Annotated in this window: 19 protein-coding genes and 2 pseudogenes; 8 read left to right on the top strand and 13 right to left on the bottom strand. The window is 64.5% G+C overall.

Features of this window, described 5'->3' with window-relative positions:
• Positions 1-14 precede the first annotated feature (14 nt).
• Positions 15-1,871, bottom strand: coding sequence for an ABC transporter ATP-binding protein (locus SPO_RS15360; protein WP_230981746.1), 1,857 nt, complete (start codon positions 1,869-1,871; stop codon positions 15-17).
• Between the two features lie 208 nt (positions 1,872-2,079).
• Between SPO_RS15360 and SPO_RS15355 the strand changes: the two genes are divergently transcribed.
• Complete coding sequence (locus SPO_RS15355) at positions 2,080-3,288, top strand: pyridoxal-phosphate-dependent aminotransferase family protein (RefSeq protein ID WP_011048723.1); 1,209 nt, start codon at positions 2,080-2,082, stop codon at positions 3,286-3,288.
• A 7-nt stretch (positions 3,289-3,295) separates the two neighbouring features.
• On the opposite strand, the gene SPO_RS15350 is transcribed toward SPO_RS15355, so the two are convergent.
• Positions 3,296-3,475, bottom strand: a complete 180-nt coding sequence (locus SPO_RS15350) for a hypothetical protein (protein WP_044029332.1) — start codon at positions 3,473-3,475, stop codon at positions 3,296-3,298.
• A gap of 50 nt (positions 3,476-3,525) precedes the next feature.
• Positions 3,526-4,632 carry a pyridoxal phosphate-dependent aminotransferase gene (locus SPO_RS15345; protein WP_044028636.1) on the bottom strand — a complete coding sequence of 369 codons (1,107 nt, stop codon included), beginning with the start codon at positions 4,630-4,632 and terminating at the stop codon, positions 3,526-3,528.
• Between the two features lie 92 nt (positions 4,633-4,724).
• Here SPO_RS15345 and SPO_RS15340 point away from each other — a divergent pair, with 92 nt between their 5' ends.
• Complete coding sequence (locus tag SPO_RS15340) at positions 4,725-5,795, top strand: SMP-30/gluconolactonase/LRE family protein (RefSeq protein ID WP_044028634.1); 1,071 nt, start codon at positions 4,725-4,727, stop codon at positions 5,793-5,795.
• A gap of 73 nt (positions 5,796-5,868) precedes the next feature.
• A complete protein-coding gene (locus SPO_RS15335) occupies positions 5,869-6,651 on the top strand; it encodes a crotonase/enoyl-CoA hydratase family protein (protein ID WP_011048719.1) in 783 nt (260 codons plus the stop codon).
• Between the two features lie 173 nt (positions 6,652-6,824).
• On the opposite strand, the gene SPO_RS15330 is transcribed toward SPO_RS15335, so the two are convergent.
• The 4 genes from SPO_RS15330 to SPO_RS15315 all read right to left on the bottom strand — a co-directional run bounded on the left by SPO_RS15330 (position 6,825) and on the right by SPO_RS15315 (position 13,015).
• Positions 6,825-8,222 (bottom strand): alpha/beta fold hydrolase, encoded by a 1,398-nt coding sequence (locus SPO_RS15330; protein WP_011048718.1) that lies wholly within the window; start codon positions 8,220-8,222, stop codon positions 6,825-6,827.
• Between the two features lie 72 nt (positions 8,223-8,294).
• Positions 8,295-8,627: a DUF1992 domain-containing protein gene (locus SPO_RS15325; RefSeq protein ID WP_044029331.1), complete on the bottom strand. Its 333-nt coding sequence runs from the start codon at positions 8,625-8,627 to the stop codon at positions 8,295-8,297.
• A 79-nt stretch (positions 8,628-8,706) separates the two neighbouring features.
• On the bottom strand, positions 8,707-11,769 hold the full coding sequence (locus SPO_RS15320) for a valine--tRNA ligase (protein ID WP_011048716.1): 3,063 nt from the start codon (positions 11,767-11,769) through the stop codon (positions 8,707-8,709).
• A 358-nt stretch (positions 11,770-12,127) separates the two neighbouring features.
• The gene (locus tag SPO_RS15315; RefSeq protein ID WP_044029330.1) at positions 12,128-13,015 is read right to left on the bottom strand and encodes a phytanoyl-CoA dioxygenase family protein; all 888 of its coding nucleotides are present in this window, start codon (positions 13,013-13,015) and stop codon (positions 12,128-12,130) included.
• A gap of 104 nt (positions 13,016-13,119) precedes the next feature.
• Between SPO_RS15315 and SPO_RS23525 the strand changes: the two are divergent.
• Positions 13,120-13,929 (top strand): annotated as a pseudogene (locus tag SPO_RS23525) (LysR family transcriptional regulator); the annotation flags it as partial.
• Positions 13,930-14,136: 207 nt separating this feature from the next.
• On the opposite strand, the pseudogene SPO_RS23520 reads toward SPO_RS23525, so the two are convergent.
• Positions 14,137-14,733: pseudogene (locus tag SPO_RS23520) on the bottom strand (dienelactone hydrolase family protein); the annotation flags it as partial.
• A 161-nt stretch (positions 14,734-14,894) separates the two neighbouring features.
• On the opposite strand from SPO_RS23520, the gene SPO_RS15305 reads away from it, so the two are divergent.
• The gene (locus SPO_RS15305; RefSeq protein WP_011048713.1) at positions 14,895-17,186 is read left to right on the top strand and encodes a xanthine dehydrogenase family protein molybdopterin-binding subunit; all 2,292 of its coding nucleotides are present in this window, start codon (positions 14,895-14,897) and stop codon (positions 17,184-17,186) included.
• Positions 17,161-18,240, top strand: coding sequence for a DUF2235 domain-containing protein (locus SPO_RS15300; protein WP_011048712.1), 1,080 nt, complete (start codon positions 17,161-17,163; stop codon positions 18,238-18,240). The genes SPO_RS15305 and SPO_RS15300 overlap by 26 nt, the downstream gene beginning before the upstream one ends.
• Before the next feature lie 203 nt (positions 18,241-18,443).
• Here SPO_RS15300 and SPO_RS15295 read toward each other — a convergent pair whose 3' ends face one another.
• Both SPO_RS15295 and metF read right to left on the bottom strand, forming a co-directional pair.
• On the bottom strand, positions 18,444-18,929 hold the full coding sequence (locus SPO_RS15295) for a PaaI family thioesterase (RefSeq protein ID WP_011048711.1): 486 nt from the start codon (positions 18,927-18,929) through the stop codon (positions 18,444-18,446).
• Between the two features lie 61 nt (positions 18,930-18,990).
• The gene (metF, locus tag SPO_RS15290) at positions 18,991-19,857 is read right to left on the bottom strand and encodes a methylenetetrahydrofolate reductase [NAD(P)H] (protein WP_044028631.1); all 867 of its coding nucleotides are present in this window, start codon (positions 19,855-19,857) and stop codon (positions 18,991-18,993) included.
• A 106-nt stretch (positions 19,858-19,963) separates the two neighbouring features.
• Here metF and SPO_RS15285 point away from each other — a divergent pair, with 106 nt between their 5' ends.
• Positions 19,964-20,869: a LysR family transcriptional regulator gene (locus SPO_RS15285; protein ID WP_011048709.1), complete on the top strand. Its 906-nt coding sequence runs from the start codon at positions 19,964-19,966 to the stop codon at positions 20,867-20,869.
• Positions 20,870-20,911: 42 nt separating this feature from the next.
• Here SPO_RS15285 and SPO_RS15280 read toward each other — a convergent pair whose 3' ends face one another.
• Both SPO_RS15280 and SPO_RS15275 read right to left on the bottom strand, forming a co-directional pair.
• Entirely contained in the window at positions 20,912-21,271 is a 360-nt protein-coding gene (locus SPO_RS15280) for a hypothetical protein (RefSeq protein WP_011048708.1), read from the bottom strand.
• A 235-nt stretch (positions 21,272-21,506) separates the two neighbouring features.
• Positions 21,507-22,547: an NADP-dependent oxidoreductase gene (locus SPO_RS15275; RefSeq protein WP_011048707.1), complete on the bottom strand. Its 1,041-nt coding sequence runs from the start codon at positions 22,545-22,547 to the stop codon at positions 21,507-21,509.
• Between the two features lie 174 nt (positions 22,548-22,721).
• On the opposite strand from SPO_RS15275, the gene SPO_RS15270 reads away from it, so the two are divergent.
• Positions 22,722-23,507: an inositol monophosphatase family protein gene (locus tag SPO_RS15270; protein WP_011048706.1), complete on the top strand. Its 786-nt coding sequence runs from the start codon at positions 22,722-22,724 to the stop codon at positions 23,505-23,507.
• A gap of 70 nt (positions 23,508-23,577) precedes the next feature.
• On the opposite strand, the gene SPO_RS15265 is transcribed toward SPO_RS15270, so the two are convergent.
• Positions 23,578-24,321: a rhomboid family intramembrane serine protease gene (locus SPO_RS15265; RefSeq protein WP_011048705.1), complete on the bottom strand. Its 744-nt coding sequence runs from the start codon at positions 24,319-24,321 to the stop codon at positions 23,578-23,580.
• Between the last annotated feature and the right edge of the window lie 80 nt (positions 24,322-24,401).

Here is a 24,401-nt window from a genome sequence, read left to right as displayed (position 1 = left end):
GAAGAGCGGGGCGCTTAGCCCAGGATGCGTGACATCAGCCGCCGGTACCAGGCCGAGGCGCGTTGCGGTTCTTCGGTGCCGGGGCGTTCCTGGGCAGCAACGCCGACCGGGTCCACCAGTTCCTTGCCGCCTTCGAATTGCAGCCGGTAAAGATCGGCATAGATGCCGCCGCGAGCCAGCAACTCTTCATGGCTGCCCTGATCCACCACTTCGCCGCGCTCCATCACCACGATCTTGTCGGCGTTGCGGATGGTCGACAGCCGGTGCGCGATGACCAGGGTCGTGCGCCCGCCCGACAGTTGATCGAGCGCGGCCTGCACCACCTTTTCCGATTGCGCGTCGAGCGCCGAGGTCGCTTCGTCCAGCAGCAGGATCGGCGTGTCGCGCAGCAGGGCGCGCGCGATCACCACCCGTTGCCGCTGTCCGCCCGACAGGGCCGAGCCGCGCGGCCCCACCAAAGTTTCGAGCCCATGTTCCAGCTTGGGCAGGAAATCCGACACATGGGCGGCATCCAGCACCTCTTGCAGCCGTGCCTCGCTGACATCGGTGCGCCCCAGCAGGATGTTTTCGCGCAGGGTTTCGTCGAACAGAAGCGCCTCTTGCGTGACCACCGAGAACAGACTGCGCAGTTTTTCGAGCGACATCTTCTCGACCGCAACGTCGCCCACGGTGACGGCGCCCGATTGCGGGTCGACGAGCCGGGTGAGCAGGTTGAAAATGGTCGATTTTCCCGCCCCCGATGCGCCCACAAGCGCGGTGGTCTTGCCGGCCTCGGCCGTCAGCGACAGGTTGCGCAGCACCTGCGCGTCGCCATAGGAGAGCGAGACATCCTGAAGCCGGATCGCCGGCAGGCCCGAGGGTGCGGCCACCGGTTTGGGCGGCGACAGCAGCAGGATCGGCGCGTCGAGCAGATCCTTGATCCGCTCCAGCGCCGCCGCCGCCGCCTGCCAGGTGCCCGAGATCGAGGCCAGTCGCCGCATCGGGTCAAAGCTGAGCCCGATGGCGGTGAAGAAGCTCATGAACTGACCAACGCTCTTTTCCCCGGCGATGATCTCGGCGCCGCCATAAAGCAGCACGCCCATGAAACCCAGGCCCGCCATCACATCCACCAAACCGGTGATCGAGGCGGTCCCGAACGAGGCGCGCACCTCGGAGCGGACATAGGTCTTCATATGGCCGTCGAACCGGTCCAGCTGATAGCGCTCCAGCGCGTTCAGCTTGATCGGCACGATGCCGTGGAAAATCTCGTCCAGCCGGGTCGCCAGCGTCGCGCCCTGGTCGCGCGCCATTGCGGCCTTCTTGCGCACATATCGTTGTGCCGCCGCAATCGGCAGAAACGCGATCGGCACGCCCACCAGCATGACCAGCGTCCAGATCAGATCGACATTGATCGCCACCCCGATCAGCACCACCAGCGAGACCAGGTCCTTGCCCGCGCCGGTGATGATCACCTGCCAGACCTGATTGACCGAGCCAACATCCACCTGCACCCGCTGGATCAGGAAGCCGGGCGGATGGGTCTGGTGAAAGGCGGTATCCTGCTGGATCAGCCGTTTGAGCAGGTCGAAGCGCAGATGAGCGGCGGTTTCCTGCGAGATGCGCGCCAGCAGCACCTTTTGCCCGACGCTGGCCATGCCCCGCAGCGAGAAGATCACCAGAAAGGCGAGGCTGACCCAGACCAGCGCATCGCCATTGCCGTTGACGAAGATCTCGTCGAACATCGGCTGCATCATGTAGCTGATCGCGCCGACCATCGAACCTTCGAGCAGCATGAACAGAAAGGCCACGCCCAAGAGGCCCATCCGGCTTTTTAGATAATTCTGCCAGAGCCAGCCCACCAGCTCGCGCGAGGACATCGGTTTAGCGCTCATCTTTCGGCCTTCATGTGGGGGAGAGGGGGCAGGATAGAAACCATGACCGGCCCATTTAAGCAGGTGGCGGGCAGGGTGCAAGTGTTCGGGGCGGTCTCGGGCTTGTGAAGACATGGATGCAGATTCTCCGAGACCGAGGTCGCGGCACGGATTGACGCCGCCCGGGCGCGGGCTAGGCTGTGCGCGACTTCACGAAACGGGTAAACCCATGACAGGCAATATCTCTCTGGCGCAGGGGCGCGGCTATCTGGCGATTCCGGGGCCTTCGGTGATGCCGGACGCGGTGCTGCGCGCCATGCATCGCGCGGCGCCCAATATCTATGCCGGCGAGTTGGTCGACATGATGCCCGGTCTGATGGCCGATCTGCGCCGGGTGGTACGGACGGCCCATCACGCGACCATCTATATCTGCAACGGTCATGGCGCCTGGGAGGCGGCACTGTCCAACGTGATCGCGCCGGGCGAGGTGGTGCTGGTGCCGGCTTCGGGGCGGTTCGCGCATGGTTGGGCCGAGATGGCCGAGGGGCTGGGCGCCGAATGCCAGGTCATCGACTTTGGCAAATCCGCGCCCTGGGACATGGATCGGATCGCCGAGGCGCTCAAGGCAGATACGGCGCACCGGATCAAGGCGGTGCTGGCGGTGCATGTGGATACCTCGAGCTCGATCCGCAATGACATCGCCGGGCTGCGCGCGGTTCTCGATGCGCTGGGACATCCTGCTTTGCTGATGGCCGATTGCATCGCCTCGCTGGGGTGCGACGTGTTCGAGATGGATGGCTGGGGCGTTGATGTGACGGTCACCGCCAGCCAAAAGGGGCTGATGGTGCCTCCGGGGGTGGGTTTTGTCTTCTTCAATGAAAGGGCGGCGGCAAAACGGGCATCCATGCCACGCGTTTCGCGCTATTGGGACTGGGTGCCGCGCGCCAACCCAACCGATTTCTACCAGTATTTCGATGGCACCGCGCCGACGCATCATCTCTATGGGCTGCGCACCGCGCTCGACATGATCCACGCCGAGGGGATCGAACATGTCTGGGCCCGTCACGCGGTGCTGGCGCGGGCGATCTGGGCTGCCTGTTCGGTCTGGGCCGAGGGGGGCGATCTGGTTCTGAACGTTGCCGACCCGGCCCATCGCAGCCATGCGGTGACTGCCTTGCGGCTGGACAGCGGCAAGGGCACGGCGCTGCGCCAATGGACCGAGACCAATCTGGGCCTGACGCTGGGCATCGGGTTGGGCATGGCCGCGCCGGGTGACCCGGCCTATGACAAGTTCTTCCGCCTGGGTCATATGGGGCATCTGAACGGGCAGATGGTGATGGGCCTGCTTGGCGGGGTCGAGGCGGGGCTGCGCGCGCTGGATGTGCCTTGTGGTAAAGGCGCCCTGGAGGCCGCGGCCGAGGTCCTCGCGGCGGGCTGAGTGCGGCTCAGCGTGCCCGCGTTGCAAGCCGGGTGATGACATGGTGAACGAGTGCCGCCAGCAGCAATGCGGCGGCAAACCCCCAAAGCGCCCAGACCAGCACCAGGATCCAGGTCAGGTTCACCCCCAGCATCACCAGGGCCGGGACGGTATAGTCGGGCGCGCGCCCGATGCGGCGATCATCCATCATCCGCATTTTAGGCCATACCGGCAAAAAGTCAGGTAAATCCGTTGCGATCAGCTCCGCGCCGCCGCCAGGGCGCCGGGCAGGGCAGCGGCAAAGGCGTCCAGATCGGCCTTGGGTCCGCAGCTGACCCGGATGCAGCGATTTTGCGGCTCGGCAAAGGGCATCCGCACAAAAATGCCCGATGAAACCAGGTTATCCAGCACGCACTTTGCAAAGTTGCCGTCACTGCCGCAGTCGATGGTCACGAAATTGGTGGCCGAGGGCAGTGGTGTCAGCCCGTTCTCGCGCGCGATTTCACCCAGACGGGTGCGCGCGGCTGCGATCTGTTCCTGCACATGGGTCAGCCAGCCACCATCGGCCAGCGCCGCCAGTGCCCCGGCCTGGGCTGCGCGGTTCATGCCGAAATGATTGCGTACCTTGTTGAAGGCGGCGATCAGCTCCGGCGCGCCAAGCGCATAGCCCACCCGTGCTCCCGCCATGCCATAGGCCTTGGAGAAGGTGCGCATGCGGATCAGGCGCGGATCATCCAGATCCACCTGAACGGCGGTGCATTCGGGCGCGCATTCCACATAGGCCTCGTCCAGCACCAACAGCGTATCTTCGGGCAGCGCCTGCATCGCGGCCACGATATCGGCGCCCGTCAGCCAGCTGCCCATCGGGTTGTCGGGATTGGCAAGGTAGACCAGCTTGGCCCCCACCTCAGCCGCCTTGGCGAACAGTGCCTGCGGATCCTCGTGATCGCCCGCATAGGGCACCTTGTGCAGCACCCCGCCAAAGCCCGCCACGTGATAGTTGAAGGTGGGATAGGCCCCTTCGGAGGTGACCACCGCATCGCCCGGACCCACCATCAGACGCACCAGATAGCCCAACAGCCCGTCGATGCCTTCGCCCACCACGATATTCTCGGGGCGCACCCCGTGATGCGTCGCCAGTGCGGCGCGCAGGTCGTGGTTTTCCGGGTCGCCATACATCCAGATTTCAGCCGCCGCACGCTGCATCGCTTCGATGGCGCGGGGCGAGGGGCCAAAGATATTCTCGTTCGCGCCCAGCCGCGCGGCAAAGGGCGCGCCGCGCTGACGCTCCTGCGTCTCGGGGCCGACAAAGGGCACGGTGGCGGGCAGCGATTGGGCAAGCGGGGTATAGCGTGGTCCGGTCATGCGCGCCACATAAGCGCAAGGCGGGGCGCCGGGCAAGACTTGCCTTTGGCGCGCTCGCCTCGCATGGTGCGCGCGAAAACACAGAGGTGCCCATGCGTTATGTCCTGATCCTGTTGCTTGCCCTGTTTGGCTATCTTCTGTTCTGGCCGATCCCGGTGGCGCCAGTGGCCTATCACCCGCCCGAGACCCCCGGATTTACCGGCGATTTTGCCGAGAATCGGGTGCTCGACCGCGCCGAGTTCGTGACCCTGCCCGATGGTGAAATCGGCCCCGAGGATCTGGCCGTGATGCCCGACGGCACGGTCTATACGACCTCGCTGGCGGGCAATCTCTATCGCATCGACGGCGCTGTGCCACAGCTGGTCGACCGGCTGGGCGGGCGTCCGCTGGGCCTCAAGGCGGGTCCGGATGGCGCGCTTTACATCGCTGACAGTTTCCGGGGCATCCTGCGCTGGACCGCGCCCGGCGAGGTCGAGACCGTGGTCGATCAGATCGACGGCGCGCCGGTGATCTATGCCAACCAGCTGGATCTGGGGCGCGATGGCACCATCTATTTCTCGAACTCGACCGACCGGTTCGACCCCAGGACGCTGGGCGGGACCAAGCCCACCTCGGTCATGACTGTCTGGGAGCAGTCCGATACCGGCTATGTCGCCCGGCGCACCCCCGATGGCAGGGTCGAGAAGATCGCGACTGGTTTCGTCTATACCAACGGTGTTGCCCTGTCGCCGGACGAGGATTTCCTGCTGATCAACGAGACCGGGCGCGCACGCGTGCACCGGCTGTGGCTGACGGGAGACAAGGCGGGCCAGAGCGAGGTTTTCCTCGACAACCTGCCGGGCTATCCCGACAACATCGAGGCGCAGGGCGACGGCACTTATTGGCTGGCCTTCGCCAGCCCGCGGGTGCCCGCCGAGGCGCTGATGCCCTATCCCTTCCTGCGCAAGGTGGTCTGGCGGCTTGGCCCCAAGGTGCGGCCCGCGCCGATCCATCGCGGCATGCTGATCCAGTTCGACGGCACGGGGCGCATCCTGCGCACGGTGCAGGACCCGGATGGCCGGCTGGGCATCACCACCGGCGGCAAGCAGGTGGGCGCGCGGTTCTATGTCATGACGCTCGACAGCCCCGGTTTTGCCCGCATGGACTCGGCCGACCTTCGCTGATCTGCCCCCACGTCGGGCTGGCGTGACGGAGCGAGAGCGGGCAGTCTGTTGCGAAACAGGAATGGAGGCCCCGATGGCGCGCGTATCCGTCGAATACAAGGACCATGTCGCATTTGTCACCCTGACCCGGGGAGACAAGATGAATGCGCTGGATCAGGCGATGTTTCAGGCAATTATCGCGGCGGGACAAGAGGTTGCGGCCTCGGATGCGCGTGCGGTGGTGCTGTCGGGCGAGGGCAAAAGCTTCTGCGCGGGGCTTGATGTGGCGAATTTCGCGGCCTTTGCCGGGCAAGACCCGGTCGAGATGCTGATGCCGCGCAGCCATGGCGACACCAACGATTTCCAGGAGGTGGCGATGGTCTGGCGCCGGGTGCCGGTACCGGTAATCGCGGCGCTGCATGGCGCGGTTTACGGCGGTGGTTTGCAGATCGCCCTGGGCGCCGATATCCGCATCGCCGCCCCCGATACTCGCCTGTCGGTGCTGGAAATGAAATGGGGCCTGATCCCGGATATGGGGGGCATGGTGCTGCTGCCGCAGCTGGTGCGCTCGGATGTGCTGCGCCTGCTGACCTATACTGCCCGCCCGATCGGTGCCGAAAAGGCCGCTGAATGGGGGCTGGTGACCGACCTGGCCGACGATCCACTGGCCGAGGCCACAGCGCTGGCGCAAGAGATCGCGGGCAAAAGCCCCTCGGCCATCCGTTCGGCCAAGCGTCTGATCGATCAGGCCGAAGCCATGAGCCGAGAAGAGGTATTGCTGGCGGAATCGCAGGAACAGGCGCAGCTGATCGGCAAGCCGGATCAGATGGAAGTGATCGCCGCCCAGATGCAGGGGCGCGCACCGGTCTTCAAGTAGCGGGCTCAGACTTTCACGAAAGTCTGAAGACAAATCCTCGCCGAGGATTTGTAGCAATTCCTTTCAGGAATTGGGCTGAGCTTCAAAATATGGGCCGTTCTCATCGGTTGCGATCTGCAAGTGTGCAGGCTCACTATGAGCGATGTGGCGATGATATCCGCCAGTCTTCTGTCTCAGCTTTCGACAATCTCTGCCAGAAACGACGAGAATTCTGAAAGGAACAGGTCCAACGCGGGTGAGTTATCGATGAGCGCATGGTTGTTTCCGGGCAGGGTGACAAAGCGCGCGCCGGGGATCATTGCCGCCATCCGGCGCCCCTCGGCGACAGGCACGCGGCGGTCTCCCTCGGAATGCAGCACCAGCGTCGGTACCCGGATGCGGGGTGCAAACCCCGAAACATCGACAGTGGCGTTCATCGTGTTGATCCGGGCTGCCACCTCGGGCGAGCACGAGACGCGCTGCAATTCGTCAAAGACCGCTTTCTGCGCTTCGGTGGCATCGGGCATCATGCTTTCGGTGAACAGGTGCCGATAAGCCGGGTTGGGTGAGCCCCAACCCTCGCGGATCAGGACATTGGTCGCCTCGGATATCGCCGCTTGCTCGGGCGAGCCGCGTTTGAGCGAGCCGCGAAGATAGCCGGAGACAAGGATCAGGCCCGCGACCTTGTCCGGGTTTTCGGCGGCATAGCGGACCGAAAAGGCGCAGCCTTGCGAAATGCCGAACAACAGGAAACGGTCCAGTCCGGCCGCCTGGACGATGCTGCGCATGTCCGAGATCATCGCATCCTCGGAAATCTCGTGAGGGTCCCGGTCCGACAGCCCGTTGCCGCGCTGATCGAAGCGGACAAGATCGCAGCGCTGTGACATCTGTTCCAGGAATGGCCCCCAGAGCGGGCTGCGCCATTCATAATCGAGATGGTTGAGCCAGTTCGGCGCCTTGAGGACGCTTGGGCCCTTGCCGACCCGGGCCCAGGCGAGTTGCGTGCCGTCCCCTGCGATACAGAACGAGACATGCTGGACATGAGAGGGCTGCGGGTCGTGGCTCTGGTCCCGGTCGGCATCGGGCACCCATTGCCAGACCCGGATCGGGCGGGTGATGTTCTTGACCTTTTGCAGGCCGAGATCGGTGAACGGCTCCGATACACGGTCCTGGGTTATCTGGTGCACGATATCCGAGACGCAGATCGCGCCGGGTTCGGAAATCGCTTCCAGCCGGGCGGCGACATTGACCGCGTCGCCGAATATATCCCCGTCTTCCAGGACGATATCGCCGATGTTGATACCGATACGATACTGGATGCGCTCCTTACGGGGGGTATCCTCCTCGCGCTGCTGCATCGCCTGTTGGATCTCCAGGGCGCAGCGCAACGCTGCCTGCGCGGTATCGAAGCGCGCCAGCATGCCGTCGCCAGTGGTCTTGACGATCTGGCCGCCGGCCTGCGCGATGGCCGGGTCGATCAGCTCGCGCCGATAGAGCTTTTGACGGTTCAGAACATCTGTTTCGTTGCGCTCCATCAGGCGGCTGTAGCCTGCCATGTCGGCGGCCAGAATGGCGCAGAGACGACGCTCCATGATCCGATCCCCCGTTGAGTGCCCTACACCCTTGCGGACGATCATACATGGATAACTCCGACTTGCGTGATCCTATTTCAGAAAGGCGCGCCGTGCGTCACGCGCCATGTTGTAGCGCATCTCGAGATCGGCGATCCGTGCCATGGCCGCTTTGCGCTCTGCCGGGTCGCTCAGCTGGGCAAAGGCCGCGCGTGCGTCATCGAGCTGCTTTTTCACAGAGAACTCCTCGGGGATCACACCGGCCTGCGCCATGATCCGGAAACCGGCCGCAACAGCCGGGTCGCTCAAGGCCTCCTGGCTGCGGTCGGGCAGGGGTTTGCCCTCGCCCTCAAGACCCGAGAGCTTGCCCTCGGCCCGGGCCTTGAGGATCTGGCGTTCGATCAGGCTGCGCAATGTGTTCAGCATGCGGGCAGCATAACAAAAACCCCCACCGGTGGCGACACCGATGGGGGTATTCATGGCCACTTGTGGCACCGAGACAGGATCAGCCGAGTTCGGCCAGCCGCGCCAGCGCCTCGTTCAGCCGCGCCTCTTCCTCTTCGCGGGCGGCAAGGTTCTCGCGCGCCTCTTCAACCACCTCGTCGGGAGCAGATTCCACGAATTTGGGGTTGTTGAGACGTCCGCGCAGGCCGCCCAGCTCCTTGGCCAGCTTGCCCTTGGCCTTTTCCAGCCGGTCCTTTTCGGCGCCGATGTCGATGATCTCGGCCAGCGGCAGGCCAAAGGCCGCGCCGGGGGCGGCGATCGAGATGCAGCCCTTGGGCATCGCATCGGCCTTGGTCAGGCTGTCGATCCGCGCCAGACGCTTGATCAGCGCCTCGTTCCGGTCCCAGGCGGCCTGTCCGTGATCGTCGATTTCCGTCACGATCATAGGGACATAGAGGCCAGCGGGCACGCGCATCTGGGCGCGGGCGGACCGGGTGTTCTCGATCACCGAGATCACCCAGTTCATTTCGCGGTCAGCGGCGTCATCGACCAGATCGGCGGCCTTGTAGGTGGGCCAGTCGGCATGCACCAGCATCTTGGCCCGCTCGGCGGTCAGCCCCCAAAGCTCTTCGGTGATGAAGGGCATGATCGGGTGCAGCAGGACCAGGCACTGATCCATCACCCAGCGCATCGTGGCGCGGGTCTCGGCCTGGGCCTCGGTGTCTTCGCCCTGCAACAGCGGTTTGGACAGTTCCACGTACCAGTCACAGACCTTGCCCCAGACAAAGGCGTAAAGCGCGTTGGCCGCGTCGTTGAAGCGATAGCTGTCCAGCGCCGCGTCCACCTCTTCGCGCACACGGGCGGTTTCGCCGATGATCCAGCGGTTGACGGCGGCCTTGGGCGCCAGCTCGGCGGCGCTCAGCTGCGGCACGGCGTCGGTAAAGACCTCGTTCATCTCGGCAAAACGGATGGCGTTCCACAGCTTGGTGGTGAAGTTGCGATAGCCGGTGATCCGCTCTTTCGACAGTTTCAGCACCCCGCCAATCGCCGCCATCGAGGCGTTGGTAAAGCGCAATGCGTCGGCGCCGAATTCGTCGACGATCTCCAGCGGGTCGATGACATTGCCGGTGGTCTTGGACATCTTCTTGCCCTTCTCGTCGCGGACGAGCTGGTGCAGATAGACGGTGTGGAACGGCACCTGATCGACCACGGCCAGCTGCATCATCATCATCCGGGCGACCCAGAAGAACAGGATATCGAAGCCGGTGATCAGGACCGAGGTCGGGAAGTACCGGCGCATCTCGTCGGTATCCTCGGGCCAGCCCAGCGTGCCGATGGGCCAGAGGCCGGAGGAGAACCAGGTGTCGAGCACGTCGGGGTCGCGTGTTAGAGAAACGCTTTGCAGTGTCTTTTGCCCCCCCGGACCCTCAATCGTTCCGAAGGCAATTCCTCCGGAAAGTTCCTCGGGACCTGAGTCAAAATCCACTTCGACGTTCGCGCCATAGTAGTTTTGAGCGAGCAAAAGCGCGTCCTGCTCGCTTGCGGCACAAAACGCTTTATATGAAGCGCCCAGATCATCTCTATTCGGCCCATACCAGACCGGGATCTGGTGCCCCCACCACAGCTGGCGCGAGATGCACCAGGGCTCGATGTTTTCCAGCCAGTGGTAATAGGTCTTTTCGCCCGATTCAGGGATGATCTTGACCGTGCCGTCTCGCACCGCGTCCAGCGCGGGGCCCACGACCTTTTCGGCGTCGACGAACCACTGGTCGGTCAGCATCGGCTCGATCACCACCTTGGAGCGATCACCGAAGGGCTGCATGATGGGCTTCGCCTCGACCAGCGGCACGATGGCATCCGCCCCCTCGGCGCCGGGTTTCAACGCGGTGGTGCCCAGACGCGGGTCGGAGGCCACGGTCATCACGGCGAGGCCTTCGCTGGTGATTTCGTCCACCACTTTCGCCCGTGCCTCGAACCGGTCGAGGCCGCGCAGGTGGTCGGGGACCAGGTTGATCACGTCGATCTCGTTTTCGGTGAACGCCCGCCCGCGCGCATAGTCCTGCGCCTTGCCCGCCTCGGCGGCGTAAGGCGCGCCATCGGCGCGCATCTGGCCGCGCGTGTCCATCAGGCGGTAGAGCGGGATGCCGCCGCGCTTGGCCACCGCATAGTCGTTGAAGTCATGCGCGCCGGTGATCTTGACCGCGCCCGAGCCGAAATTCTTGTCCGGGTACTCATCGGTGATGATCGGGATCTGGCGGCGGTGCTCTTTGGGGCCGACCGGGATTTCGCAGAGTTTGCCCACGATGGGCGCATACCGTTCGTCCGAGGGGTGCACGGCCACGGCACCATCGCCCAGCATGGTCTCGGGCCGGGTGGTGGCAATGGAGATATAGTCGCGCTCTTCCTCGAGCACGATGTTGCCGTCTTCGTCCTTTTCCACATAGGTATAGGTGGCGCCACCCGCGAGCGGATATTTGAAATGCCACATATGGCCCGCGACCTCGATATTCTCGACCTCGAGGTCCGAGATCGCGGTCTCGAAATGCGGGTCCCAGTTGACCAGCCGCTTGCCGCGATAGATCAGGCCCTTGTTGTACATGTCGACAAAGACCTTGATCACCGCATCATGAAAATTCGGCGAATTTTCATGGCCGGTGCGCGGGTCGCCGGCGGCGCCCGCCATGGTGAAGGCATTGCGCGACCAGTCGCAGGAGGCGCCGAGGCGCTTCAACTGTTCGACGATGGTACCGCCGTACTGGCCCTTCCACTCCCAGACCTTCTTGAGGAATTCCTCGCGGCCCAGTTCGCGGCGCGAGGGTTGCTGGGTGGCGGCCAGCATCTTTTCCACCTGCATCTGGGTGGCGATGCCCGCATGGTCCTGACCGGGCTGCCAGAGCGTGTCGAAACCGCGCATCCGGTGCCAGCGGGTCAGGATGTCCTGGAGCGTGTTGTTGAACGCATGGCCCACATGCAGCGCGCCCGTGACGTTGGGCGGCGGGATCATGATGGTGAAGCTTTCGTCACGCGAACGGTTGGCGCCCGCCTTGAAGGCGCCGGCCTCTTCCCAGGCCTTGGTGATGCGGGCCTCGGCCTCGGCCGCGTCGAATGTCTTTTCCATCGCCATCGTGGGGATCCCTTCGGTCTATCGAGGCATCAATTACCCAATGGCGGGGCGAAGGAAAAGGCGGCTGGTCATGTTTTCTTGTTGCTTCGGGCCGGATCGCGGGTGGAGGGGTCGGAAATGAGTATTTTTGACCAGAAAGAAGCGGCAAGTCTTTGTTAACCGGAATCGCCACAGGCTGGGAGAGCGGTACAGTCTGGAGAGCCGATGACCGCACCAGGAAGAAGCCGCCCCCATCCCGCGGCAGGATTATCCCCTTGCGGACGGACGGCCGCCGGATCGGGGCGCTTCGTTTCCTGCTTCTTTCTGGTCACAAATACTCAAACGGCGCACCCCTGGGTCCGGATGCACCGCTGGGGGTTTATCCGGTTGTCTGGTACAGCGGCACCGCGCTGCTGGCGCCCTGGGCCAGGGCCTTGGCCTGATCCGCGCGGATGCGCTCGTAAAGCGCCAGCGCCTCGGGGGCGAAGAGGCGTGCGGGTGCTTCGACAGGGATGAAATTGCCCGAACTGTCTGTGCCGCGCGCGGGCATGGCATAGTCGCGCTCGGCCACCAGTTGGCGGGCATTTGGGTTAAGATAGCGGATCGCCATGCCGATGCGGCGGTCGTCCGAGCGGTTGGGGCCGGAGCCGTGGATGGTCAGCCCGTGGTGCAGCGACATCTGTCCCGGCGCGAGTTCTATATGAGTTTTGTCGGTCTCGGCCACGTCGACGGCAATCTCCTGCCCGCGCGACAGAAGGTTGTGTTCGGAATAGGTATCGGTATGCGGCAGGATCGGGTTCTTGTGGCTGCCCGCCACAAAATCCATGCAGCCGCTTTCCACCGTCGCGGGTGACAGCGCCAGCCAGGCGGTGACCTGATCGGGGGTTTCACCCATGCCCCAATACGTCAGGTCCTGGTGCATGCCGACCACATGGGTGGTGCGCGGTTCCTTGATGAAGAATTCGGCCGACCAGACCAGGAGGTCGGGGCCAAGTACACCTTCAACCAGGTCGAGGATGCGCGGGTCGCGGGCGATGCGGGCGGCGAGCGGCATCACCACATGGGCATTCACGCGCTTGTACATGTTGAGCGGCAGCGGCAGGTCGGCGGCGAGCCAGTCGCGTTCGATCTGTTCTAGTTCGGCGCGCAGGGTGGCGGCCTCACCTTCGGACATCACCCGGAGCGGGTGCAGGAAACCATCCTGCCAATACTGCGCGGTTTGGGTGGTCGAAAGGCGGCCTTGGTCGGTCGGGATCGGGTTGGGCATCGGTGTCTCCGTCTGTTCGCTGTGCTGGAGGGTAGCGGTGCAGAGGCCGGGCTCAGAACGGTAAGTCTTGCCGGTCAGCATAAGTTCAGCTTAGCCTTGTGCGCATGGTATCGCGGATCCCCTCGCTCAACTGGTTGCGTGTCTTCGAGGCGGCGGCGCGCACGCAGAGCTTTGCCCGGGCGGGGGCGCAGCTGAACATGTCGGCGGCGGCCGTCAGCCAGCAGGTCAAGGCGCTGGAGGGGCACCTTGGCGCGGCCTTGTTCGAGCGGCGTGCGCATTCGGTGGTGTTGACCGAAACGGGCCGGGCCTATCTGCCGGGCGTGCAGCAGTCGCTGCTGATGCTGGAGACGACGACGGCGGGGCTGTTCGGGGCTGGGGGCGAGCAGATCGTTTATGTCCGCTCGATCCTGCTGTTTGCGCAAGGCGTGCTGGCGCCCGCGCTGGGCGGGTTTATGGCGGCGCATCCAGGTATCGACCTGCGGCTGAGCACCGGCAATGACGTGGCCGATTTCCAGGGCTCGGTGGCGGATATGCAGATCGTGTTCGGCAACCCGGCGCTGTTCGGGGGGCAGGCCGACGATCTGATGGGCGAGCGGCTCTATCCCGTGGCGCATCCCGATCTGGCGGCTGGGATCACCCGTCCGGAGGATCTGTTGCGGCATCGGTTGATTGATGTTTCGGCCCATCGGGCGGGGTGGTTGCGCCTCTTCGAGGCGCTGCGCCTGTCACCGGCGGCGGGGCAGTTCCTGTTTGTCGACAACACGGTGATGGCGGCGGCGCTGGCGGCCGAGGGGGTGGGGCTGGCGCTGGCGCGCGCACCTGCCAGCGACATGCTGATGGCGCGGCATGGGCTGGTGCGCTGCCTGCCTGGCGTCGAGGCGCCGGGGTTGGAACGCTATCATCTTGTCTGCGAAGAGCGCGCGCGCCTGCGCAGGCCCGCGCGGCAGTTCCGCTCGTGGCTTCTTGATCATCTGGGCGCGGGTCCCGGTCAGGCGCCCAGCCCGTTCGCGGAAATAGGCCTCGACCCGCGTATAGGCCGGTTGGTGGAAATGCAGCGTCAGAAGGGAATGTTGGTTGCCGGGGTATTCGACGGTGTCCAGCCCGTCGCCAAAGGTGGTTTCAAGGTTCCGCATCAGCCGCGCCGGGGCCATCTTGTCCCCCCGATACCGCAGTGCCAGCGCCGGACCCCTGGCGGACATGCCGGCGCGCGCCGCGGCGATGTCCTCAGCATCCATATGCAGGGCATCGCCGCCGAACAGGGGCAGGGCGGGCTGGCTGGCAACCGCGCCCAGGACCGCGTCATCGGCCATCAGGGTCAGGGCGAAACTGCCGGTCAGGCACATGCCGATCACGCCGATCCCGGCGGCGTTTTCGCGCTCGCGGATGTGGCGGGCAAGGGCCCGCATCCAGGTGGCAACCGGGCTTTGCCGGCCCTTGAGGAACATGTTGAACTCGCGTCGGACACAGAACAGGCGGGCCATGTTGCGCAGGGGGGTGGTCTTGCCGAACGTGCCGAAGAGATGCGGCAGGTAGACGGTAAACCCCGCCGCGACCAGTCGATCGGCCAGCGCCAGCGTCTCGGGGCCGATCCCGGGCAGCTCCTGCAACACCAGGATGGGCGGGCCAGAGCCTTTGACATGGACATCATGGCGGCTCTCCCCCCCGCCGCTCAGCGGGGCGATAAAAGGGAAGCACGCATCCGAGTTCCAACTGGACATGCGGGCTTATACGCCTTTTGCTGATACAAATCCATGCGCTTGCGCATGTCGATCCGTCCAGGTCTCAGCATGTGCATGCCTGTGCCGCGGCGGGACGGCTGGACAAGCCCGGAGGTCAGGCTAGTCTCGGGTGAGGCAGGCAGGCAGCGAAAGGGAACCCAATGGAAAAATTCGGCAAGAGCCAACCGGTTACCCGGGTCGAGGACCATCGCTTTCTGACCGGTCAGGGGCGTTACATCGGTGATGCGGCACCGGGTGATGCGCTGGTGGCGATGTTCTTTCGCTCGCCGGTGGCGCATGGCGAAATCCTTGATCTGGACCTGGGCGCCGCCCGCCAGATGGCGGGCGTGCATCTGGTCCTTACGCTTGCCGATCTCGAGGCGGCAGGGGTCAAGGTAGGGCTGAGCGGCACCACCATGGCCAATCGCGACGGCAGCCAGGGCGCGGCGCCGGAACGGCCGATGCTGGCGCGAGATCATGTGCGCTTTGTGGGTGAGCCGGTGGCCATGGTGGTGGCCGAAACCGCCGATCAGGCCCGCGACGCGATCGAGGCGATGGGCATGGATATCCGCGATCTACCGGTGGTGACGAAACCGGTGCCCGGCGGCCCGGCGATCCACCCCGAGGCCCCCGACAATCGCGCCTTTGACTGGGGGCTGGGGGATGAGGCCGCGACCGAGGTCGCCTTTGCCAGTGCTGCGCATGTGGTCTCGCTGCGGGTCGATGACAACCGGATCATCGCAAATTCGATGGAGCCGCGCGGCTGCTATGCCGAGATGGCCGAGGGGCGGCTGCATTTCGCTTATGGCGGGCAGGGCGTCTGGGGGATGAAGGCGCAATTGGCCGAGAAGCTGGGGATCGACCCCGAGGCGCTGCGTGTCACCACCCCCGATGTGGGCGGCGGGTTCGGCATGAAGGCGATGCCATACCCCGAATATTTCACCGTCGCCCATGCGGCACGGGTGCTGAACCGCCCGGTGCGCTGGATCTCGGACCGGACCGAGGCGATGCTGTCCGACAATCACGGCCGCGACCTGACTTCGCTGGCGGAGCTGGCCTTTGACGCCGATCTGCGCATCACCGCCTACCGGGTCCGCACCCGTTGTAACCTGGGTGCCTATAACAGCCATTTTGGCCAGGCGATCCAGACACAGCTGTTCTCGCGCGTGTTGACCGGGGTCTACGATATCCAGACCGCATGGTTGCAGGTCGAGGGCTATTACACCAACACGACCCAGGTCGATGCCTATCGCGGGGCGGGCCGGCCCGAGGCGATCTATGTGCTGGAACGGGTCATGGACCGGGCCGCGCGTGACCTGGGGGTCAGCCCCTGGGAGATCCGGCGGCGCAACTTCATCCGGGCCGAGGCCTTTCCCTACCAGACCGCGACCGGTGAAACCTATGACGTGGGCGAGTTCGACCGCCTGTTGCGGCTGGCCGAGGCCGAGGCGCAGGGTTTTGCCGCGCGCCGCGCCGCCGATGCCAAACGTGGCCTGCTGCGCGGCATCGGGCTGTGTTACTATATCGAAAGCATTCTGGGCGATCCTTCCGAAGGCGCAGAGATCGCTTTCAACGAGGATGACACCGTGGATCTGATGGTGGGCACGCAATCGAACGGACAGGGGCACGAAACCGTCTATGCCCGGTTTCTGTCCGACCAGACCGGCCTGCCGATGGATCGAATCCGGGTGGTGCAGGGCGACAGCGACCGGATTGCCCAGGGCGGCGGCACCGGCGGCTCGCGCTCTGTGACGGTGCAGACCAATGCGACATTGACGACGGTCGACACGATGGTGGCGGCCTTTACCCCCTATCTGGCCGACAAGATGGGGGTGGCGCCCGAGGCGGTGCATTTCGACCACGAGACATTCCGCGCGCCGGGATCGAACCTGACCCCCTCGCTGCTGGAGGCCGCTGCGATGGCGCGGGCCGATGGGCGGTCCGACCTGTTGCGCCATGCGGCGCGGGCCAAACTGCCGGGGCGCTCCTATCCCAACGGCGCCCATCTTGCCGAGATCGTGATCGACCCCGAAACCGGCCAGGCCCATGTGGACCGCTACCGGGTCTGGGACGATTTCGGCAACCTGATCAACCCCTTGCTGGCCGAGGGGCAGGTGCATGGCGGGGTGGCGCAGGGGATCGGTCAGGCGCTTTGCGAACATGTGGTGCATGACGGTGAGGGACAACTGCTCACGGCAACGTTCATGGATTATGCCTTGCCGCGGGCACATGAGGTTCCCATCATCGGATTCACCTCGGTGCCGGTTCCGTCGACTGCCAATCCCATGGGGATGAAAGGCTCTGGCGAGGCCGGTACGGTCGGTGCATTGGCCGCGGTGGCGAACGCGGTGCAGGATGCGATCTGGGATCGGGGGGTGCGGCAGGCCGATATGCCCTTTACCCCCCTCAGGCTATGGGAAATGCTGAATGCTGAACCTGTCGCGGCTGAGTAGGAAGCTCCTGGGATGGCTCGGGCGGCCGCTCAGCGCCGCCCATTCGGGCGAGGTGCGCCAGCGCGGACCGCAAACCCATGTGATCATCCTCGACGGGACCATGTCGACGCTGGAGCCGGGGCGCGAGACCCATGCGGGCCAGACCTATCGGCTGATGTGCGAGATGGGCGCGCGGGTTTCGGTCTTCTACGAGGCGGGTGTGCAATGGACCAGCTGGCGCACCACGCCAGACGTGATGATGGGCCGCGGGCTGAACCGCCAGATCCGCCGGGCCTATGGCTATCTCGCCTCGCGCTATCGGCCCGGGGATCGTATTTTCCTGATCGGGTATTCGCGCGGTGCCTATGCGGTGCGCAGCCTGGCCGGGGTGATCGACATGGTGGGGCTGTTAAAGGCCGAACATGCCACCGTGCGCAATATCCGGCAGGCCTATCGCCATTACGAATGCGACGTCCAGGGACCGCATGCACAGGTGTTTCGCGACCTCTACTGTCACCGGGATGTCATGATCGAAATGGTCGGGGTCTGGGACACGGTCAAGGCGCTGGGCCTGCGGTTGCCGGTGCTGTGGCGCCTGTCGGAACAGCGGCACGCCTTTCACAGTCACCACCTGGGCCGCAGCGTGCGCCATGGCTATCACGCGCTGGCGCTGAACGAAACGCGCAACGTGTTCGAGCCCATCCTGTGGGACTGCAAGCCCGAGTTTCGTGGCCATGTGGAGCAGGTGTGGTTCCGGGGCACCCATGGCGATGTGGGCGGGCAGTTGGGCGGGGATGAGCGTGCCCGGCCGCTGGCCAATCTCTCGCTGGTCTGGATGCTGGAACGCGCCGAACATCTGGGCTTGCCGCTGCCCAAGGACTGGCACGCGCGCTTTCCCACCGACCCCAACGCGCCATCGGTCGGTACCTGGAGTGGTTGGGGCAAGATTTTCCTGCTGCGCTCGGCCCGTACCGTGGGTCGCGACCCCAGCGAGCGGTTGCATGAAAGTGTGATCGGCGACACGCTGCCCGAGGGCCTGCCGGCCCCCTACCTGCGCTCTCGCAGTTTCGGCTGAGCGGGCCGCTGCCAGATTGCGCGCCTGCGGCGCAAGACGATATCTCGGCGGCGTGCCGCCGCCTCGGGCGGGCGTCTGTTGCGCGGTTGCATCCGGTGTTCGATCCGGGGCCCGGTTGATGGGGCGGACGCCACCGGCGGGAGTATCTGCAGCGAAATGAAGGGCAGGACCTGCTGCTTCTTTCTGGTCGGAAATACTCGAATTCAACCGCGCGGCAGGTTCAGGACGATGCAGGTTGTCGATCCGGTCGCATAGAGGCGATTATCGGTGACGCCGCGGATTTCGCCATGGGCGACGCCAGTGGAACGGCCCACATGATCGGCGATACCGGTGCATTCGACCTCGGTTCCTGTCGGGATCGCGCGGATTATGTTGATCTTGTATTCCAGCGTCGTATAGGCGGCGCCCTGCGGCACCATTGTCTGCACCGCGCAGGCCATCGCACTGTCGAGCAGGGTGCCGTACCAGCCGCCATGTACCGCGCCCAGCGGGTTGCAGACATCGAAGGTCGGGGTGCCGCGAAAGGCGACGCGCCCCATGTCGACCGAATGCAAATGATACCCCATGGTGCGGGCGATGGGGGGCGCGGGCAGGCGCCCGTCCAGAATGCCCTGCATGAAGTCGAGGCCCGACATATGGGCCATGTCTGCCGGTCCCAGCAGCTCTTCGGGTCCGTTGGCGAAAGTCATGGCGCGTTCCTCCGGGTCAGGGTCGCAGGAACGCTATCAGGGGGTGCGAGATGCTCAACCGTTACGCGACGTTCTGGAGGGCCACCTTGGGCGTGACGCCAAGGGCGTGGCAAACATCGCGGGTCAGTTCGGGGCGGTTCAGCGTGTAGAAATGCAGCTTGTCGACGTCGCCCTCGATCAGCTCCGAGCAGAGCTCGGTGCAGATGGCGGTGGCCAGCAGGTCCTCGCGCCCGTCGCGGGTGGCCTTGTCAAAGGCGTCCTCGACCCAGGCCGGGATGTGGGTGCCGCAGCGGCGGGCGAAGTTGCGCGCGCCCTTCCAGTTCTCAATCGGCAGGATGCCGGGCGTGATCTGCTTGTCGATGCCCGCCTTGGCGCAGGCGTCGCGGAAGCGGAAGAAGGTTTCCGCCTCGAAGAAGAACTGGGTCAGCGCCTCATCCGCCCCTGCGTCCAGCTTGGCCTTCAACCAGTCGATATCGGCCTGGGCGTTGCTGGCTTCGGGGTGGATGTCCGGGTAGGCGCCGACCCTGATGGCGAATTTGCCGGTTTCGGCCAGGGCTTGGATCAATTCCACCGAATTGGCAAATCCACCGGGATGGGGCGTGAAGCGGCCCTCGCCCTGAGGCGGGTCGCCGCGCAGGGCGACGATGTCGGTGACACCGGCCTGGGCAAAACTGTCGGCAATGGCGAGGGTTTCCTCGCGGCTGGCCTGAACGCAGGTCAGATGCGCGGCCACGTTGAGGCCCGAGGATTTGTGCAGCGTGGCCACCGCATCGCGGGTCAGCTCGCGGGTGGTGCCGCCGGCGCCATAGGTGACCGAGACGAAACGGGGCGCCAGCGGCGCCAGCACCTGCACCGTATCCCACAGCCGGAACGAGGCTTCGAGGTTTTTCGGCGGGAAGAATTCGAAGGAGATCTGAGGGGCGGTCATTTGGGCGGTCATCCTGCGCAAGGGGCGGTGTTTCGCCTCTTGTCGCACTCGCAGCATTGTGAGACAACTTCATAATACTCAAGAACAACATGAGTGATACTTTAGGATGCATATCGAATTCCGGCATTTGCGGACCATCAAGGCGATCCATGATTGCGGCGGGCTGGCCCGTGCCGCCGATCAACTGAACATCACCCAGTCGGCCTTGAGCCATCAGATCAAGGGGTTGGAGGATCAGGCCGGGGTGGAGCTGTTCGTGCGCCGCTCGAAGCCGATGAAACTGTCGGCGGCGGGGATGCGCCTGCTGCGGCTGGCCGAACAGATCCTGCCCCAGGTCGAGGCGATGCAGGCCGAGTTCTCGTCGCTGCGCGATGGCCGTTCGGGGCGGATGCATATCGCCATCGAATGTCATGCCTGTTTCGAATGGCTGTTTCCGGTGCTCGAGGCCTTTCGCAAGAACTGGCCGGATGTGGATGTGGATATCCGCCCCGGACTTGCCTTTGACGCGCTGCCCGCACTGCAAAAGGAAGAGGTGGATCTGGTGGTGTCCTCGGACCCCGAAGAGATCGCCGGTGTCGAGTTTGTCGAGCTTTTCGATTACAACGCGGTCTTTGTCGCTGCCTCGACCCATCCGCTGGCAGCCAAACCCTGGGTCGAGGCCGAGGATTTCCGGGGTGAGACGCTGATCACCTATCCGGTGGAGCGCACGCGGCTGGACGTGTTCAGCCAGTTGCTGATCCCGGCGCGGGTGGAACCGGCGCAAGTGCGCCAGGTGGAGCTGACGGCGGTGATCCTGCTGCTGGTGGCGTCGAACCGGGGCGTGTCGGTCTTGCCCGACTGGGTGGTGCGCGAGGTGAAATACAGCTCGGACTATGTCACCCGCCCCCTGACCGAGACGGGTATCACCCGGCGGCTTTACGCGGCGGTGCGCAGCGAAGATCTGGAAAAGCCATTCGTTCAGGAACTGGTTACGCTGGCGCGCAGCGAGGCGCGCAAGCTGCAAAGCCGGTAGAGGGGCCTTGTCCAGGACAAGGCCCCGTTTGACGCTACTGGCTCAGCACTTGCCGAAGCATTGATGCACGATCTGCATGCCCAGAGCCGAGATCGTGACGCAGACACCGGTCGGGATGCCGATGGTCGTGCAGATCTTCAGACAGGCCTTGGCTGCGGTGCCGTTGGGGACCGACACCGGGATCGGAAAGCAGATCTTCTTATCGATGATCGGCAGGTTCAGGCAGACCGAGTGATTTTCGACCGTGACCGAGATGCAGGTCTCGCCCAACACCAGCGGCGAGGCGTGCAGCATCGCATCGGACGGCCCCATCGCTTTGAGGTTCACGCTGTCATGGTGGGCCTGACCGGCATCGATGATGTGTTGGATGTCTTCCTGGGAAAACTCGTGATATGTCGTCATGTTTCTTCCTCCGGTTCCGGGCGCGAAACGGCAATGCCGCTGCCCAAATTGACTTGAACTTTAGACTTTGCGCTCGCTCAAATCTGGGTGCGAGCAGGGGCACGATGACAGGAAAAGGAGGATGGGGATGTGACCGGGATCACATCCTGTGGTAGAGAATCGTTCAAATTTGCAATTTATGGATGCTGCGCTTCGGTCTCTCGGGGCAAAGACCCAAAGCGCAGCCCGGATAGGGTCAGATCAGTTTGACGATCTGTTTGCCGGTATTGCCGCCCCTGAGCATGGCCATGAAGGCGGCAGGCGCGTTTTCCAGCCCTTCTGCCACATCCTCGAGATAGCGGATCTCGCCGCTGGCCAGTTTCGGAGCGATCTCGGCCAGGAAGGCAGGGTAACGGTCGAAATGGTTCGAGATGATGAACCCGTTGACCGAAAGGAACTTCACCAGGATCGAGCGCCAGATCGCAGGGCCGGTCAGCCCCGGATCCGATGCACCTGCGCCCAGACCGCCGGCATTGTACCAGCTGATCATGCCGCAAACGGGGATACGGCCGAAATTGTTCATCAGCGGCAGCACGGCCTCCAACACCTTGCCGCCGACATTCTCGAAATAGATGTCGATCCCGTCCGGGCATTCTGCGGCCAGCGCCCGGCGCAGATCGGCGGCGCTGTCATAGGCGCGGTGATCGAGACAGGCGTCAAAGCCGAATGTTTCGGTGGCGATGCGGCACTTGTCGGCGCCCCCCGCGACGCCCACCGTGCGCAACCCGGCCAGGCGGGCAACCTGTCCCACCATCGACCCTACTGGCCCGGTGGCCGCAGCCACCACCAGGGTTTCGCCCGCCTTGGGCCGGCCATGTTCCATCAGCCCGAACCAGCCGGTGAACCCCGGCATGCCCAGCACCCCCAGCGCGGTGGTGATCGGCATCACCTTGGGGTCGATCTTGCGCAGCATCTTGCCCGGCTGCACCCCATGGGTGGCCCAGCCGAACATGCCGAATGCAAAATCGCCGGGCGCAAACCCCGGATCGTTCGAGGCGATCACCTCGCCCACGCCGCCGGCCTCCATCGTGCCGCCGATCGGTACCGGCGCGGCATAGGATTTGGCATCGTCCATCCGGCCCCGCATGTACGGATCCAGCGACATGTAATGGACGCGCACCAGCACCTCTCCGGGGCCGGGGGTGGGAACGGGCGCCTCTTCGAGCGAGAAATTGGCGGCCTCGGGCGCGCCGGTCGGGCGGCTGGCCAGGGCGATGCGATACATGCGGTCGGTCATGGGAAAGCTCCTTTATGCCCAACCAGTCTAGGGTGCGGCACCGGCGCTGCAAACCGTGACGTTCCCATGACGCCGCGCCATGCGCCGGTACGGTATCCGCCTTGCACATGCAGCCCCTTGGCAAGCCGTGTCTGCACGAGTATACGCGCGGCTTGACCGAACAGGAGCTCCCCGATGATTGGCAGTGCGAACCTCAACATCATGATCAAGGCCGCCCGCAAGGCAGGCCGGTCGCTGGTGAAGGACTTCCGCGAGGTCGAGAACCTGCAGGTGTCGATGAAGGGCGCGGGTGATTTCGTGTCCAAGGCCGATATCGCCGCCGAGGCGATCCTCAAGGAAGAGCTGCGCAATGCCCGCCCGACTTATGGCTGGATTGCCGAGGAAGGTGGCGTCGAGGAGGGCGAGGACCCGACCCGGCGCTGGATCGTCGATCCGCTGGACGGCACCACCAACTTCCTGCACGGCCTGCCGCATTGGGCGATCTCCATCGCGCTCGAGCACAAGGGCAAGGTTGTCGCGGGTGTCATCTATGACGCCGCCAAGGACGAGATGTTCTTTGCCGAAAAGGGCGAAGGCGCCTGGATGAACGACCAGCGCATCCGCGTCTCGGGTCGGCATCGGATGATCGAGGCGGTTTTTGCCACCGGCCTGCCCTTTGGCGGGCGTGCCGACCTGCCGTTGACGCTGCAGGATCTGGCGCGGCTGATGCCGGTTTGCGCCGGTGTGCGGCGCTGGGGCTCGGCCGCGCTCGACATGGCCTATGTGGCGGCGGGCCGCTACGAAGGCTTCTGGGAACGGCGCCTCAATGCCTGGGATGTGGCGGCGGGCATCATCATCGTCAAGGAGGCCGGCGGCCTGATCGAGGCGCTCGATCCCGAGGACTCGATCCTCGACAGCGGCGAGGTGATCTGCGCCAATGGCAATATCTTCGATCCTTTCGCCAAGGTGATCCGCGGCTGAGCCGCGGCAGAGATTTTTCGTCGAAAAATCTTGCACCCGGCCGATGGCCGGGTTTTTGCATTCGCGCCTTTTAGCTGCGCGGTATCTTCGGGATTCGGCTGGGCGACAGGCGGTACTTCTGCTCGGGATGTGGCGGGTGGCCGTCGGTACACTGCCAGAATCCGCGTCCGCCACGCTTCAACCACAGCGGTAGCGTCAGAACCAACCCAACCGCAAACCCGCCAGTATGCGCCCAATAGGCGACACCGCCGGTATCGGGATCGGAACTGAACCCGCCCAGGAACTGGAATCCAAGCCAGGCCCCCAGCATCACAAAGGCCGGGATCGTGAAAATGCGGAAATAGACGAACAGGATCAGCAGGATATCGACCCGCGCACGGGGGAACAGCAGCAGATACCCTCCCATCACTCCGGCAATCGCGCCCGAGGCGCCGATGGTCGGCACCATCGACCCCGGCCCGCTCAGCACATGGATCAGTCCGGCGCCAATGCCTGCGGCAAGATAGAAAAGCGCAAAGCCCAGATGCCCCATCTCGTCTTCCAGATTGTCGCCAAAGATCCACAGAAACAGCATGTTGCCGCCCAGATGCATCCAGCCGCCATGCAGAAAGATCGAGGTGACCAGCGTCTGCCATCCGTCCCCGTCCGAGATACGGGCGGGGATGATCGCATAGTCATAGTAAAACCTGCCGATCAGGCGGGGATCGTCCATGATGCCGAGCGTGGCCAGGAAGATCGCGATATTGGCCGCCAGCAGCAGGTAGACGACATAGGGCGTACGGCCCGAGGGGTTGTGATCGCGGATCGGGAACATTCCGCGACGCTGCGGTCAAACGCGGCAGAGGTCAAGGGGCGCCGGGCGCGCCGCGTCGGCGGCGCGCCCGGCCCAACTGC

It is taken from the genome of Ruegeria pomeroyi DSS-3, assembly GCF_000011965.2.
In the GTDB taxonomy this organism is placed as follows: domain Bacteria; phylum Pseudomonadota; class Alphaproteobacteria; order Rhodobacterales; family Rhodobacteraceae; genus Ruegeria_B; species Ruegeria_B pomeroyi.
Note: the sequence above shows the minus strand (reverse complement) of the source record. Positions and strands in the feature narration are given on the sequence as shown.